The sequence below is a fragment of the Prescottella equi genome (assembly GCF_002094305.1).
GTDB classification, from domain to species: Bacteria; Actinomycetota; Actinomycetes; order Mycobacteriales; family Mycobacteriaceae; genus Prescottella; species Prescottella equi.
Window position 1 is genome coordinate 471,855 of record NZ_LWTX01000003.1, and the last position, 14,823, is coordinate 486,677.

General features: G+C 68.5%; 12 protein-coding genes and 2 tRNA genes. 12 read left to right on the top strand and 2 right to left on the bottom strand.

The genetic code is table 11. The features are described from left to right. Positions 1 to 43: 43 nt before the first annotated feature. The 8 genes from A6I89_RS11530 to A6I89_RS11565 all read left to right on the top strand — a co-directional run bounded on the left by A6I89_RS11530 (position 44) and on the right by A6I89_RS11565 (position 9,353). Positions 44 to 952 (top strand): metal-dependent hydrolase, encoded by a 909-nt coding sequence (locus A6I89_RS11530; RefSeq protein WP_022593184.1) that lies wholly within the window; start codon positions 44 to 46, stop codon positions 950 to 952. Further along, complete coding sequence (locus tag A6I89_RS11535) at positions 949 to 2,070, top strand: PDR/VanB family oxidoreductase (protein ID WP_022593186.1); 1,122 nt, start codon at positions 949 to 951, stop codon at positions 2,068 to 2,070. Before A6I89_RS11530 ends, A6I89_RS11535 begins: the two co-directional genes overlap by 4 nt. 25 nt (positions 2,071 to 2,095) lie before the next feature. Further along, positions 2,096 to 3,016: an alpha/beta fold hydrolase gene (locus tag A6I89_RS11540; RefSeq protein ID WP_022593188.1), complete on the top strand. Its 921-nt coding sequence runs from the start codon at positions 2,096 to 2,098 to the stop codon at positions 3,014 to 3,016. Positions 3,017 to 3,246: 230 nt separating this feature from the next. Further along, entirely contained in the window at positions 3,247 to 5,283 is a 2,037-nt protein-coding gene (gene gyrB / locus A6I89_RS11545; RefSeq protein ID WP_005516602.1) for a DNA topoisomerase (ATP-hydrolyzing) subunit B, read from the top strand. Between the two features lie 98 nt (positions 5,284 to 5,381). Then, positions 5,382 to 7,901: a DNA gyrase subunit A gene (gene gyrA, locus A6I89_RS11550; RefSeq protein WP_005516595.1), complete on the top strand. Its 2,520-nt coding sequence runs from the start codon at positions 5,382 to 5,384 to the stop codon at positions 7,899 to 7,901. Next, a complete protein-coding gene (locus A6I89_RS11555) occupies positions 7,902 to 8,966 on the top strand; it encodes a DUF3566 domain-containing protein (RefSeq protein WP_022593190.1) in 1,065 nt (354 codons plus the stop codon). It abuts the gene before it with no gap. Between the two features lie 75 nt (positions 8,967 to 9,041). Continuing rightward, a tRNA-Ile gene (locus tag A6I89_RS11560) sits at positions 9,042 to 9,115 on the top strand. 165 nt (positions 9,116 to 9,280) lie between these two features. Further along, a tRNA-Ala gene (locus tag A6I89_RS11565) sits at positions 9,281 to 9,353 on the top strand. A 186-nt stretch (positions 9,354 to 9,539) separates the two neighbouring features. Here A6I89_RS11565 and A6I89_RS11570 read toward each other — a convergent pair. After that, positions 9,540 to 9,914 (bottom strand): nuclear transport factor 2 family protein, encoded by a 375-nt coding sequence (locus A6I89_RS11570; RefSeq protein WP_005516589.1) that lies wholly within the window; start codon positions 9,912 to 9,914, stop codon positions 9,540 to 9,542. A 602-nt stretch (positions 9,915 to 10,516) separates the two neighbouring features. Here A6I89_RS11570 and A6I89_RS11575 point away from each other — a divergent pair. Then, entirely contained in the window at positions 10,517 to 11,788 is a 1,272-nt protein-coding gene (locus A6I89_RS11575; RefSeq protein WP_080668342.1) for a TetR/AcrR family transcriptional regulator, read from the top strand. 34 nt (positions 11,789 to 11,822) lie between these two features. After that, entirely contained in the window at positions 11,823 to 13,082 is a 1,260-nt protein-coding gene (locus A6I89_RS11580) for a lipase family protein (RefSeq protein WP_044990192.1), read from the top strand. 3 nt (positions 13,083 to 13,085) lie between these two features. On the opposite strand, the gene A6I89_RS24390 is transcribed toward A6I89_RS11580, so the two are convergent. After that, on the bottom strand, positions 13,086 to 13,265 hold the full coding sequence (locus A6I89_RS24390) for a hypothetical protein (protein ID WP_037084784.1): 180 nt from the start codon (positions 13,263 to 13,265) through the stop codon (positions 13,086 to 13,088). A gap of 58 nt (positions 13,266 to 13,323) precedes the next feature. Here A6I89_RS24390 and A6I89_RS11585 point away from each other — a divergent pair, with 58 nt between their 5' ends. Continuing rightward, positions 13,324 to 13,845 (top strand): peptidylprolyl isomerase, encoded by a 522-nt coding sequence (locus A6I89_RS11585; protein ID WP_013414380.1) that lies wholly within the window; start codon positions 13,324 to 13,326, stop codon positions 13,843 to 13,845. A 10-nt stretch (positions 13,846 to 13,855) separates the two neighbouring features. Beyond that, a complete protein-coding gene (locus A6I89_RS11590) occupies positions 13,856 to 14,821 on the top strand; it encodes a rhomboid family intramembrane serine protease (RefSeq protein ID WP_013414381.1) in 966 nt (321 codons plus the stop codon). Positions 14,822 to 14,823: the final 2 nt, after the last annotated feature.

Here is a 14,823-nt window from a genome sequence, read left to right on the forward strand (position 1 = left end):
CGGCTCGAGGCGGGTCCGGCCTACACGAGTAGCTGGAGCAGTCATGTCGGTCACCTCCACAGTGCGCCCCACCGGGATCGAACCGGATCACATCCTGTTGCAGGCCCGGGACGTCGAATTCGACTGGTCGGACCTGCCGATGCACTGGATGCCGGGCGATCCGTTCACCACGCACGTCCTCAACGTCCTGCACCTGTTGCTGCCCGCCGGGGAGGAGTGGTTCGTCGCCACCTACAAGGAGGCGCTGCCGCTGATCGAGGACGAGAAGTTGCGCGAGGACGTCGTCGGGTTCATCGGCCAGGAGGCGATGCACGCGGGCGCCCACACCGGCGTCCTCGAGCACTTGAAGTCCAATGGACTCGACCCCACGCCGTACACCGACCAGATGCACTGGGCGTTCCGAAAGTTGCTGGGCCCCAAGCCTCTCTCCGGTCGACGCGCGCAGAATCACCTGATCGAGCGGCTCGCGATCATCGCCGCCGTCGAGCACATCACCGCTTTCCTCGGCGACTGGGTCCTCAACGCCGACGGCCTCGACCGCGCCGGCATCCATCCGACCATGCTGGACCTGCTGCGCTGGCACGGCGCCGAGGAGGTGGAGCACCGCAGTGTCGCGTACGACGTCATGCGGTACTTCGACAAGCGCGAGTCGCGGCGGATCCGCACCCAGCTGATCGTGACGCCGATGATCGTGTGGCTGTGGGTGCGTGGCACCCGCTTCCTGATGCGCAACGATCCCGAACTGCGGAACTGGGCGCCCAGCCGGCGGCGTCCGCGCTACTCCGACTTCCGTGCCGCCGGCCAACGCGGAACCCTGCCCACTGCAATGGAATTGGGCAAGCGCATGTCGACGTACTTCCGGCGCGACTACCACCCCGGCAAGGAGGGGTCGACGGCGCAGGCGGTGGCGTACCTGGCCTCGTCGCCCGCGGCCCGGGCGGCGGCCCGGTGAGGCTGCCCCGCGTCCGCGACCTGGTCACGCGCCGGGAGGAACTGACGCGGCCGGCGCCCCCGGCCGATCTGCAGGGGCGCGACCGGCCCGATCGCGCGATGACGATCGTCGAGGCCGTCGCCGACAAGTACCTGCGGGTGCTCACGGCGTACGACTACGACCCGGTCGTCGCCGGTCACAACCCCGACACCGCGATGACCCTGATCGTCACCGAACGCACGATCGTCGCGGAGGACGAGAACGTCGCGGCGTTGACGTTCGCCGCGGTCGACGGCGGGGAACTGCCCGCGTGGCAGCCTGGGTGTCACCTCGACTTCCATCTGCCGTCCGGGCGCCGTCGCCAGTACTCGCTGTGTGGTGACCCCGCCGATCGGCGGCACTACCGGATCGCAGTGCGCTCCATACCGGACGGCGGCGGTGGCTCGATCGAGATGCACGGGCTGGCACCGGGCACCACCGTCACCGTCCGCGGTCCCCGCAACGGTTTCCCCTTCGTGCCCGCGGGCAGCGCGCTGTTCGTCGCCGGGGGCATCGGCATCACCCCGATCGTCGCGATGGTGCGTGCGGCCCGTGCCGCCGGAATGGATTGGCATTTCGTCTATTCCGGACGATCCCGGGAATCGATGCCGTTCCTGGACGAGATCGCGACGTGGGAAGCCGAACGGGTGTTCGTCCGGCCCGACGACGAGTTCGGCCTGCCCGGTGCCGCCGACCTGCTCGGCCGCGCGCCGGCCGGCGGCGCGGTGTACTGCTGCGGTCCCACTCCGATGCTCGACGCCGTCCGTACCGGCTTCGTCGACACCGACGCCGTCGCACTGCACTTCGAGCGGTTCGGGCCGCCGCCGGTGCTCGGCGGGGCACCGTTCGAGGTCCAGTTGGTGAGCACCGGCGAGGTGCTCTCGGTGCCCGCCGACGAGTCCGCGCTCGAGGTGATCCGGGAGCGGCAACCCGGCGTCGGGTACTCGTGCCGGCAGGGCTTCTGCGGTACCTGCAAGGTGCGGGTGCTGTCCGGCACACCGGACCACCGCGAGAACCGGCTCACACCCCAGGAACGGGAGGACCACATGCTGATCTGCGTCTCCCGGGCCGACGGTGGCCGACTGATCCTAGAGCTCTGAAAACGGTTGACCGGAAGGAACTTCCATGAGTGCGCATCCAGAACCTCGGATCGTCGCGCGCGACGACGTCCGGCTCGCGGTGTACGAGCAGGGCAACCCGGCCGGCGAGACCCTGGTGCTGGTGCACGGCTGGCCCGACACCCACGACCTGTGGCGGCACGTGATCCCGCACCTGGCGGACCGGTTCCGGATCGTCAGCTACGACACCCGCGGGGCGGGCGCGAGCACCTCCCCGGCCCCGGTGTCGGCCTACGCGCTGCCCGAACTGGCGCGCGACCTGTTCGCGGTGATCGACGCGGTCAGCCCCGACGTCCCGGTGCACGTGCTCGCGCACGACTGGGGCGCGGTGGAGACGTGGGAGGCGGTGTGCGAGCCCGGCGCGGGGGAGCGGATCGCGTCGTACACGTCGATCTCGGGACCGAACCTCGACCACCTCGGGGCGTGGATGCGGCGCCGGCTCGCGCAGCGACGTCCCGCCGGCCCGCTCGCCCAGGCGGTGGCGTCGAGCTACACGGTGCTGTTCCAGATCCCCGTCGTCGGCACGCTGCCGTTCCGTCTGGGGCTGTGGCGGATCTGGCCGACCTTCCTGAAGTTCTTCGACCGCCTGGACCCGGCGCTCGTGCAACCCGCGCCGACGTTGCGTGCGGACATGATCACCGGCCTCAAGCGCTACCGGGCCAACATCCGGCCGCGGCTGCGCAGCCCGCGCGAGCGCCGCACCGACGTCCCCGTCCAGCTGATCCTCAACCGGCGTGATCCCGCGGTCCGCCCGGTCGGGTACGAGGACACCGAACGGTGGGTTTCCGACCTGCGCCGCAGCGAGCTGCCCGCGGGGCACTGGTCGCCGATCTCCCACGGCCGCGACGTCGCGCGGCTGACGGCGGCGTTCGTGGACGATCTTCGCGCCGGGACTGCACCGGAGGGTGAGGCGGCCGGTTCCGCGTAGGGTTTCACCCTTCCGGGGCCGAGAAAATTCGTCTGTGAGGCAATCAGGGCTGTGTTAGGTGCCTTGTATGTCGGTGCGGACACGTAAGATGGTCGGGTAACTAGCGGCGAATCTCGACACACCGCTCGCGGTGCCTCGTTGTGCGTGGTTGCCAGAACCAGGGCCACCCTCTTTCGAAGCGCTGTGTAGAGCCGTGTCGGCACAGTACGGAGAAGGAGAGCTACCCACCCGTGGCTGCCCAGAAGTCAGACAAGAGCAACACATACGGCGCTTCCTCCATCACCGTCCTCGAGGGACTGGAAGCTGTCCGCAAGCGTCCCGGTATGTACATCGGTTCCACCGGTGAACGCGGCCTGCACCACCTGATCTGGGAGGTCGTCGACAACTCGGTCGACGAGGCGATGGCCGGCTACGCGAGCAAGGTCGAGGTGACCATGCTCGAGGACGGTGGCATCCAGGTCGTCGACGACGGTCGTGGCATCCCGGTCGCGATGCACGCCTCGGGCGCCCCCACCGTCGAGGTCGTCATGACCCAGCTGCACGCGGGCGGCAAGTTCGACTCCGACGCCTACGCGGTGTCCGGCGGTCTGCACGGCGTCGGCATCTCCGTCGTCAACGCGCTGTCGACCAAGGTCGAGGTCGACATCAACGTCGACGGTTACCGCTGGTCGCAGACCTACGAGCACGCCAAGCCCGGTCCGCTCGTGCAGGGCGAGCCCACGACCGAGACCGGCACCACCGTCCGGTTCTGGGCGGATCCGGAGATCTTCGAGACCACCACCTACAACTTCGAGACGGTCGCGCGCCGCCTGCAGGAGATGGCGTTCCTCAACAAGGGCCTCACCATCACCCTCACGGACGAGCGAGTCGCCGAGGACGAGGTCACCGACGACGTCGTCCCCGTCACGGCCGAGGCGCCCAAGACGGCCACCGAGACCGAGGAGGAGGCCGCGGCGCCGAAGGCCCCGAAGGTCAAGTCCCGCGTCTACCACTATCCGGGCGGCCTCGAGGACTACGTGCGGTTCATCAACCGCACCAAGCAGGCGATCCACAACTCGGTCGTCGGTTTCACCGCCAAGGGCACCGGCCACGAGCTCGAGATCGCGATGCAGTGGAACTCCGGCTATTCGGAGTCGGTGCACACCTTCGCCAACACCATCAACACCCACGAGGGCGGCACCCACGAGGAGGGCTTCCGCGCGGCGCTCACCTCGGTGGTGAAGAAGTACGCGAAGGACAAGAAGCTCGTCAAGGACAAGGATCCGGAGCTCACCGGCGACGACATCCGCGAGGGCCTGGCCGCGATCATCTCCGTGAAGGTCGCCGAGCCGCAGTTCGAGGGCCAGACCAAGACCAAGCTCGGCAACACCGAGGTCAAGTCGTTCGTGCAGAAGGCCTGCAACGAGAACATCGCGCACTGGTTCGAGGCGAACCCCGCGGACGCCAAGACCATCGTCACCAAGGCGGTGTCGTCGGCGCAGGCCCGCACCGCGGCCCGCAAGGCCCGCGAACTGGTCCGCCGCAAGAGCGCCACCGACATCGGCGGCCTGCCCGGCAAGCTCGCCGACTGCCGCTCCAACGACCCGAGCAAGTGCGAGATCTACATCGTGGAGGGCGACTCCGCAGGTGGCTCGGCCAAGTCCGGCCGCGACTCGATGTACCAGGCGATCCTGCCGCTGCGCGGCAAGATCATCAACGTCGAGAAGGCCCGCATCGACCGCGTCCTCAAGAACGCCGAGGTCCAGTCGATCATCACCGCGTTCGGCACCGGCATCCACGACGAGTTCGACATCAGCAAGCTGCGCTACCACAAGATCGTGCTGATGGCCGACGCCGACGTCGACGGCCAGCACATCGCGACGCTGCTGCTCACGCTGCTGTTCCGGTTCATGCGTCCGCTCGTCGAGCAGGGTCACGTGTACCTGGCGCAGCCGCCGCTCTACAAGCTCAAGTGGCAGAAGGGCGCGGCCCCCGACTTCGCGTACTCCGACCGTGAGCGTGACGGTCTGCTCGAGGCCGGCCTGGCAGCGGGCAAGAAGATCAACAAGGACGACGGCATCCAGCGTTACAAGGGTCTGGGCGAGATGAACGCCAAGGAGCTGTGGGAGACCACCATGGATCCGAGCGTGCGTGTCCTGCGTCAGGTCACCCTCGACGACGCGGCCGCGGCGGACGAGCTGTTCAGCGTGCTCATGGGCGAGGACGTCGAGGCGCGCCGCAGCTTCATCACCCGCAACGCCAAGGACGTCCGCTTCCTCGACGTGTAGGCACCTGCGGCGCCTGTGCGCCTTTCCGGTGGTGGGGACTACCGAAAAGGCGCACGGGCCGCGGAGCGGCCTAATACTTTTCACCAGAAAGTGAGCTCATGACCGACACGACGTTGCCCCCCGAGGAACCGTCGCACGACCGGATCGAACCGGTCGACATCCAGCAGGAGATGCAGTCCAGCTACATCGATTACGCGATGAGCGTGATCGTGGGCCGCGCGCTGCCCGACGTGCGCGACGGCCTCAAGCCTGTGCACCGCCGCGTGCTGTACGCGATGTACGACAACGGTTACCGTCCGGACCGCGGCTACGTGAAGTCCGCGCGCCCGGTCGCCGACACCATGGGTAACTACCACCCGCACGGCGACAGCTCCATCTACGACACCCTCGTGCGCATGGCGCAGCCGTGGTCGCTGCGCTACCCGCTCGTCGACGGCCAGGGCAACTTCGGTTCCCGCGGCAACGACGGCGCGGCCGCGATGCGTTACACCGAGTGCCGGATGACGCCGCTGGCCATGGAGATGGTCCGCGAGATCGACCACGACACAGTCGATTTCGTCCCGAACTACGACGGCAAGACGCAGGAGCCGACGGTCCTGCCGAGCCGGATCCCGAACCTGCTCGTCAACGGTTCCGGCGGCATCGCCGTCGGTATGGCCACCAACATCCCGCCGCACAACCTGCGCGAGGTCGCCGAGGCCATCTACTGGGCGCTCGACAACCACGAGGCCGACGAGGAAGCCACCCTCGAGGCCGTCATGGAACGGGTCAAGGGACCGGACTTCCCGACCTCCGGCCTCATCGTCGGCGGCCAGGGCATCCAGGACGCCTACCGCACCGGACGCGGGTCGATCCGCATGCGCGGAGTCGTCGAGATCGAGGAGTCCGATCGCGGCTCCACCCAGATCGTCATCACCGAGCTGCCGTACCAGGTCAACCCGGACAACCTGATCACCTCGATCGCCGAGCAGGTGCGCGACGGCAAGATCGCCGGCATCTCCAAGATCGAGGACCAGTCGTCCGACCGCGTGGGCATGCGCATCGTCGTCGTCATCAAGCGTGACGCCGTCGCGAAGGTCGTGCTCAACAACCTCTACAAGCACTCGCAGCTGCAGACCAGCTTCGGCGCGAACATGCTGTCGATCGTCGACGGCGTCCCGCGCACCCTGCGTCTGGACCAGATGATCCGCTACTACGTGGCGCATCAGCTCGAGGTCATCATCCGGCGCACCCGGTACCTGCTGCGCAAGGCCGAGGAGCGGGCCCACATCCTGCGCGGCCTGGTCAAGGCGCTCGACGCCCTCGACGAGGTCATCGCGCTCATCCGTTCGTCGCAGACCGTCGACGTCGCACGCACCGGCCTGATGGACCTGCTCACCGTCGACGAGATCCAGGCCGACGCGATCCTCGCGATGCAGCTGCGTCGCCTGGCCGCGCTCGAGCGCCAGAAGATCATCGACGAGCTGGCCGAGATCGAGCGCGAGATCGCCGATCTCAAGGACATCCTCGAGAAGCCCGAGCGGCAGCGTCAGATCGTCAAGGACGAGCTGTCCGAGATCGTCGAGAAGTACGGCGACGACCGCCGCACCCGGATCATCGCCGCCGACGGCGACGTCACCGACGAGGACCTCATCGCCCGCGAGGACGTGGTCGTCACGATCACCGAGACCGGCTACGCCAAGCGGACCCGGACCGATCTGTACCGGTCGCAGAAGCGCGGCGGCAAGGGCGTCAAGGGCGCGGAGCTCAAGCAGGAAGACATCGTCAAGAACTTCTTCGTCTGCTCCACCCACGATTGGCTGCTGTTCTTCACCACCAAGGGCCGGGTGTACCGGGCCAAGGCGTACGAGCTGCCCGAGGCCAACCGCACCGCGCGCGGTCAGCACGTGGCGAACCTGCTGGCATTCCAGCCGGACGAGAAGATCCAGAGCATCATCCACATCAAGTCGTACGAGGACGCGCCCTACCTGGTGCTGGCCACCCGCAACGGCCTGGTGAAGAAGTCCCGGCTCGCCGACTTCGACTCCAACCGCAGCGGCGGCATCGTCGCGATCAACCTGCGCGACGAGGACGAGCTGGTGGGCGCCGTGCTGTGCTCGTCGGACGACGACCTGCTGCTCGTCTCCGCCAAGGGCCAGTCGATCCGCTTCGCCGCCACCGACGAGGCGTTGCGACCGATGGGCCGCGCCACGTCCGGCGTGCAGGGCATGCGGTTCAACCAGGACGACGAACTGCTGTCGCTCAACGTGGTTCGTGAGGGCACGTACCTGCTGGTGGCGACGTCGGGCGGTTACGCCAAGCGCACCCCCATCGAGGACTACGTCGCACAGGGTCGTGGTGGAAAGGGTGTTCTCACCATCCAGTACGACCCGAAACGTGGCACCCTGGTCGGTGCGGTCATCGTCGACGACGACGACGAGCTGTACGCGATCACGTCGGGCGGCGGTGTCATTCGGACCGCGGCCAAGCAGGTTCGCAAGGCCGGCCGCCAGACGAAGGGCGTGCGGTTGATGAACCTCGGCGAGGGCGACACCCTGCTGGCGATCGCACGCAACGCGGACGAACCCGAGGAGGGCGCTGCAGGTGCTGCGGGTTCCGATGGAGCGAAGGAGTCCTAGTTGAGCACTCCCCACGAGCCCGGCGACGGCAAGCAGCAGTCTTCGCCGCCCTCGGCCGCCGACAAGCGGCCGGGGGCGGCGGGGACGCCCGCGAAGCCGGGGAAGCCCGAGCGACCGGCGCAGAAGTCGTCTCCGGGCCCGCAGGGAAACGGCCAGGGCGCCCCCGCGGCGCCCACGGCCGGTAAGCCCGGCAAGGGTGCGCCGGCCCAGCAGCCTGGTGCCGGTACGAAACCCGCCGCGGGTGCGAAGCCGAAGGATGCTGCCGCGTCCGCCCCCGAGCGGGGCGCGGACGGTGCGAAGCCGGATCCCAAGCCGGTACAGACGCCGCCGTGGCAGCGGGGACAGCAGCAGAAGCCGCCGGCGCAGGGTCCCAACGGATCCGCGCGGCCGGAAGCCCCCGGCAAGCCGCCGGCCAAGGCTCAACCGGCGCGGCCCGTCGTCACGGGCACGGCGGCCCCCAAACCGCCGCAGGGAGACGGTCGACCCGCGCGCCCTGTGGTCACGGGCACGGCGGCCCCCAAGCCGCCCGCCGCGGACCGTCGGGACGTCGCCAAGGCCAAGGCCGCGGCCATCGACGGCCCCACGCGCAGCATCGCGCGCACCGATCTGGCCAAGGACATGCCCGACCTGTCCGCGGTCCCGCGGCAGCGGCCCGCGTCCGGTTCTGCGCGCAAGGCGGCCCTGACTGCCGCCGTGACGGAGGACGGCGAGCCGCTGCGGGCCACGGTCCAGCTCCGCCGGATCGACCCGTGGTCGACGCTCAAGGTGTCGCTGGTGATCTCGGTGGCGCTGTTCTTCGTGTGGATGGTGGCGGTCGGTCTGCTGTACCTCGTGCTCGACGGCATGGGGGTGTGGGACCGGTTGAACAACGCGTTCACCGAGTTCACCACCGACTCGAGCGGCGGTGGCCTCGTGACCTCCGGGCAGGTGTTCGGCTACTCGGCGCTGGTCGGTGTGATGAATGTGGTGCTCTTCACAGCGCTCGCAACGATCGGTTCGTTCATCTACAACCTGTGCTCCGACCTGGTCGGCGGCGTCCAGGTCACCCTCGCCGACCCCGACTGACCAGGCGAAACAGTGCCCCGCCGGACCCGTTTTGGTGTACGGCGCCACGGTGGGGTACTGTTCTGCCTGGTTCAAGGGCCTATAGCTCAGGCGGTTAGAGCGCTTCGCTGATAACGAAGAGGTCGGAGGTTCAAGTCCTCCTAGGCCCACTCCCACGTGCCGACGAAGGGTCACCGACATGAAGGTCGTCCTGTTCGCAGGAGCCGGATTGCTGGTGGCTCTCGGCCTCGCCAAGCTGCTGAAGAAGCGGCGCGGCGCGGATGTCTGGCACGAGGTCACAAACCACTGATTCCGGTCACGGAAGCGGTGCAAACGGGGCCTTAGCTCAGTTGGTAGAGCGCTGCCTTTGCAAGGCAGATGTCAGGAGTTCGAATCTCCTAGGCTCCACATTCGAAAGACGCCATCCCGGTCGGGACGGCGTCTTTCTGCTTGTGTGGGTAGGTGTCGGGGCAGGAACGACGCCGCGCGCGAAACCACGCCCCGCGCGAGCGATCGCCCGCGCGGGACGCGAAGCTGCGCGCAGCCGCGCCCAGGGGCCGGTCAGGGGCCGGTCAGGGCCGCTCCGGGGCCGGCTCAGCCGGTGATCATGTCCTCCTGACCCCACACGGCGCGCATGCTCAGGATCTTGCCGTCGTCGTCGAACTCCATGATGTCGATCGGGGCGATCTCGATGGTCTGGTCGCCCATCTTGGTGACCAGACGGAAGTGGAAAGCGGCGGTGTTCGCGGCGATGCGCAGCGTCACCAGCTCGGCCTCCTGATCGAAGGGCTCGATGATCGCGTAGAACTCGTGGATCGACTCGCGCGTCGTCCGGACGGGGGTGCCCACGGGATCCTCGACGGTGGCGCCCTCCGCGTACAGGGCGAGGACGTCGTCGGCGGTACCGGTGGCGACGGCCTTGATGTAGCTCTCGACGGTGTTGCGGATGCTCTCGGGTGACGCGGCCATGCTGCTCCTCCAAAGTAGAACCTGTTTCAGGCGCGAGGGTATCCCAGCGACGGCGCCGCGCGGAAGGAATCCGGCACTCGTATCGAGGAGCGACGACGTGTGCGGTCACCGCGTCGAGCAACCTCACGGCGGGATGAGAGCGAGGGTGAACGTGCCGCGTGTCGATTCGGCGGCCCCGTTGGAAACCGGTGATGCTCAACGGCTTCTGAACGCTGCCCGGAACGCGCTGGTCGTGGCCGTCAAATTGCACGCAGGTACATTCCGAGTAAAACGGTTACACGAACGTCCGTTTGGCGCTGAAATAGCTTCGTGGGTGTCGACGATCTGATGCGCGGAGCGCTGTGGAAGCCCTCCGGTGTCGTAGTGCTGCCGCGGGTGCGGGCGGGGGCAGCAGTGCCTGCACCGGTGACCGCGACGGTCGCGCGGCGGAACTTCGCCGTCCGATGCCGACGAGCCGCGGCCGGTGTTCGGCTAGGGATGCCGTTGCAACCGCCGTACGCTGGTGTCGATCTCGGGGACGTTCGGGGGCGTCGAGATCGAGCCGGGAGCGTGGCGCGGAATTCCGGCCGTTCCGGCGAGAGACAAGTTTTCGAACAGGGGGAATGGCAGTGAGTCGAACTGGTAGACAAGCAATTTCGGACGGCAGAACCAAGCAGGCCGAGAGGTCCGGTAAACGCACGGAGATTCTCGGGGCGGCGTCGGAACTGTTCGCGGCCAAGGGGTACACCGGCACTTCGATGCGCGACATCGCAAGTGCCACGGGCATGCTGGCCGGCAGCCTCTACTACCACTTCGAGTCGAAGGAAGCGCTCGCGGCGACGATGGTGGCCGACCTCCGCGATGGCATCCTGGCGGCGACCCAGCAGGAGGCGGATCCGTCGGACACGCCGATCGAGGCTCTCCGCCGGTTCGCGAACGCGGTCGCCGACGCGTCGGCCCGTCATCCCGGTGCGCTGCAGGTGTGCCTCGGTATCCCGGAGACCCAGGATCCGGAGTTGGCGGCGCTGCTGGAGGCCGAACCACGGTGGTCGGACCGCAAGTGGCAGGCACTGGTGAAGTCCGCGGAGGACGCGGGCTTCCTGCGCCCCGAGGTGGACACGCGCATCCTTCGGGAGGTACTCCGTGTCGCGACCACGCACAGCGCCACCCTCGCGCCGACGGGTTTCTCGGCGCGCAAGGTGGTGAACTGCACGGTCGACCTCATGTTCGCCGGGCTGTCGAGCAAGCCCGCCGACGGCGATCTCTCCGACTCGGCACCCGCGAAGGTGGCCCGCAAGGTGATCGCGTCGTGGGATCGCGCCGACCAGGTGAGCCTGTCGGACCGGCAGGACCGCATCCTCGACGCTGCGCGGGTGGTGTTCGCGGAGAAGGGTTTCGACGCGACGACGACCCGCGACATCGCGAACGCGGTCGGTCTCACCCAGGGCAGCCTCTACCACCATTTCGAGTCCCGCGAGGCCATCCTCGTCGCCGTCCTGCAGATCTTCTCGGCTCGGATGCGCGACGCGCACGAGGCGATCGGTGAGGCGGGTGGGACACCCCTCGAGACCGTGGACGCGCTGATCCGGATGCGGAGCGCGGCGGGCAAGCGGTTCGCCGACGAGGTCACCATCCTCAAGTCGTGGGCGATGCTCACCAGCAAGGAGAACTACGACTTCCTGAAGATCGACGGCCGGAAGGTGCTGCGCGTGTGGGACCGCGCGTTCGCCGCCGGCGTGCGCGACGGCAGCATCACCATGCCGGGCTCGAGTCGGCTCGTGTTCCAGTGCCTGGGGGAGATCCTGTGGTCGACGCACACCCTGCCGCGGGTGTCGGTCGAACGGTTGACGCGGTACAACCTCGAGACCGTCCTGTGGGGCGCCTCGCCGAAGTAACGGGCAGATCGGGTCACGAACTGGGGAGGTCGGTGTGATCGGAAGGTGGTGTGCCGCAGCGGCGGCAGTGATCGGTGTGGTGGTGGCCGCGAGTCCCGCCGCGTCCGCCGATCCGGAGTTCTACCAACCGCCGCCGGCCCTCCCGGGCCAGGCCGGTGAACTGATCCGGACGGAGCCGCTGCCGTTGGTGTGGCAGCTGGGCAACGTGCCGGCCGCGGCGACACGAATCATGTACCGCAGCAACGATACCCACGATTCGGCGAACGCGGTCACCGGCGTCTTCTTCGATCCGGCCCTGCCGTGGACGGGCCCGGGACCGCGGCCGCTGGTGAGTATGGCGGCGGGCACCCAGGGGCAGGGCGACAAGTGTGCACCCTCCCGCACGATCGGGACGGTGCTGCAGTTCACGCCGCCGTCGGACGTGATCGTCTCCTACGAGGCGGTGTTCGTCGGAGCCCTGCTCTCCCGCGGCATCGCGGTGGTCCTCACCGACCTCGACGGCCTCGGCACCCCGGGCACACACACGTACGTCAACCGGGCGGCGTCGGCGCACGCCGTGCTCGACGCCGCCCGCGCCGCGAAACGCCTGCCCGGCACCGGGATCACCCCGGACGGACCGGTCGCGTTCTGGGGCTACTCGCAAGGTGGCGGGGCATCCGCGGCGGCGGTGGAACTCGCACCCGAATACGCGCCCGAGCTCGACGTGCGCGGTGCCTTCGCCGGCGCCCCGCCCGCCGATCTCGCGGCGACACTCGACCGGATCGACGGAGCCTCGCTGTCAGGGGCCGTCGGATACACCCTCAACGGTATGGCGCAGAGCTATCCCGAGGTGCGGCCGATGATCGACGCGGAGCTGAACGATCGTGGTCGGCAGTTGCTCGCCGACGTGCAGGACCAGTGCGTGGGGGAGACCCGCCTGCAGTACGGCTTCCAACGCAGCGAGTCCTTCACGCGGACCGGGGAACCGTTGTCGACGGTGCTCGCCCGGTACCCGATCGCGGCGGAGTTGTTCGCCGAGCAGCGGATCGGGAACCGCACCCCGACGGCGCCCGTGCTGATCCAGGCGAGCGTCAACGACGACACGGTTCCGTACGGCCAGGTCCGTCAGCTCGCGAAGGACTGGTGCGGCAAGGGCGCGGTGGTGCAGTTGAGCGACAACACCGTGCCGCCCATCAGTCCCGGCACCGGACTCAACCACGCGCTGCCGTATCCGCTCGGCATCGGGGAATCGCTCACCTGGGTGTCGGATCGGTTCGCCGGGGTGCCCGCGCCGAACTCCTGCGGGACGCTGTGAGAGTTACGGGCGCGGATCCGACAGCGACGGCGGCTTCGGGGCCACCGGCGGCATCTCCGGACGGCGGGTGAGCGCGAACACCGCGGCACCCACGGCGGTGACGGCCGCCCCGACACCGATCAGCACACGTCGGCGTCCACCTGCGGACGTCGGGACGGAAGCACTCTTGGTCGCACGCGTCATGGGTCCACTCTTGCACAGCGTGCACACGCCGCCCCGAACGCAATGGCACGATAGGGGGGTGACTTCACAGACTGCTACCGCAACGCTGCACACCAACCGCGGCGACATCAAGATCGCCCTGTTCGGTAACCATGCGCCGAAGACCGTCGAGAACTTCGTCGGCCTGGCGGACGGTTCCAAGGAGTACTCCACCCAGAACGCGAAGGGCGGCGCCTCCGGCCCGTTCTACGACGGCGCGGTCTTCCACCGCGTCATCGACGGCTTCATGATCCAGGGCGGCGACCCGACCGGCACCGGTCGCGGCGGCCCGGGCTACAAGTTCGGTGACGAGTTCCACCCCGAGCTGCAGTTCGACCGCGGCTACCTGCTGGCCATGGCGAACGCCGGCCCGGGCACCAACGGCTCGCAGTTCTTCATCACCGTCGGCCCCACCCCGCATCTGAACCGTCGCCACACGATCTTCGGCGAGGTGCTCGACGAGGAGTCGAAGAAGGTCGTCGACGCCATCGCCACCACCGCGACGGATCGCGCCGACCGCCCGGTCGACGACGTCGTGATCAACAGCATCACCATCGCGTAAGGACTCTCGAATGACGAACCCCGGCTGGGGTGGTGCGGCGAGCGAGGGCACCCCGCCACCTCAGCCGAGGTGCGTGCGTCACCCCGATCGCCCCACTGCCCTCTCCTGCACCCGCTGCGGCCGCCCGGCCTGCCCCGACTGCCTGCGCTCCGCGTCCGTCGGGCACCAGTGCGTCGACTGCATCGCCGCCGACCAGCGGAACACGCCCCAGGCGCGCACCGTCGCCGGCGCCCCGGTGCGGTCCCAACTCCCGACGCCCGTCGTCACCTACGTGCTGATCGCACTCAACGTGCTGATCTTCGCGATCACCGCGCTGCAGGCGAAGTCGCTGATGGACAACGGCGGCGGCGTCGTGAACCGGTTCACCGGTGTCGCGACGTTCGACTCGCCGCTGTTCGGCTGGATGGTCCTCGATTCGTCCGCCGTCGCGCAGGGCGAACTGTTCCGGGTGATCGGCAGCGGCTTCCTGCACTTCGGTCTCATCCACTTGGCTGTGAACATGTTCGCGCTGTGGGTGCTGGGTCGCGATACCGAGATCGTGCTCGGCCGCAGTCGCTACCTGGCGGTCTACCTGATCTCGCTGCTAGGCGGGTCGGCGTCGGCGCTGATGTTCGAATCGCCGTTCGCGTTCACCGCCGGTGCGTCCGGGGCGATCTTCGGCATCATGGGCGCGCAGGCAGTGCTGCTGTTGCGAATGCGCCGTAGCGCCACCCCCGTCCTCACCGTGATCGGCATCAATGTCGTCATCAGCCTGACCGTGCCCGGCATCTCGCTGTGGGGCCACCTCGGCGGTCTCGTCGCCGGTGCCGCGGCGACCGCGGTTCTGGTGTACGCCCCGACGGGTCAGCGGACGCCGGCCGACGTCGCGCGCGCCCGCCAGCTCGGCTGGGCAGGTCTGGCAACCGTCGCCGTCGTGGTGGTCGGACTCATCGCGCTCCGCACCGTGATGCTGCGCGACCAACTGGGCATCGCGTAAAG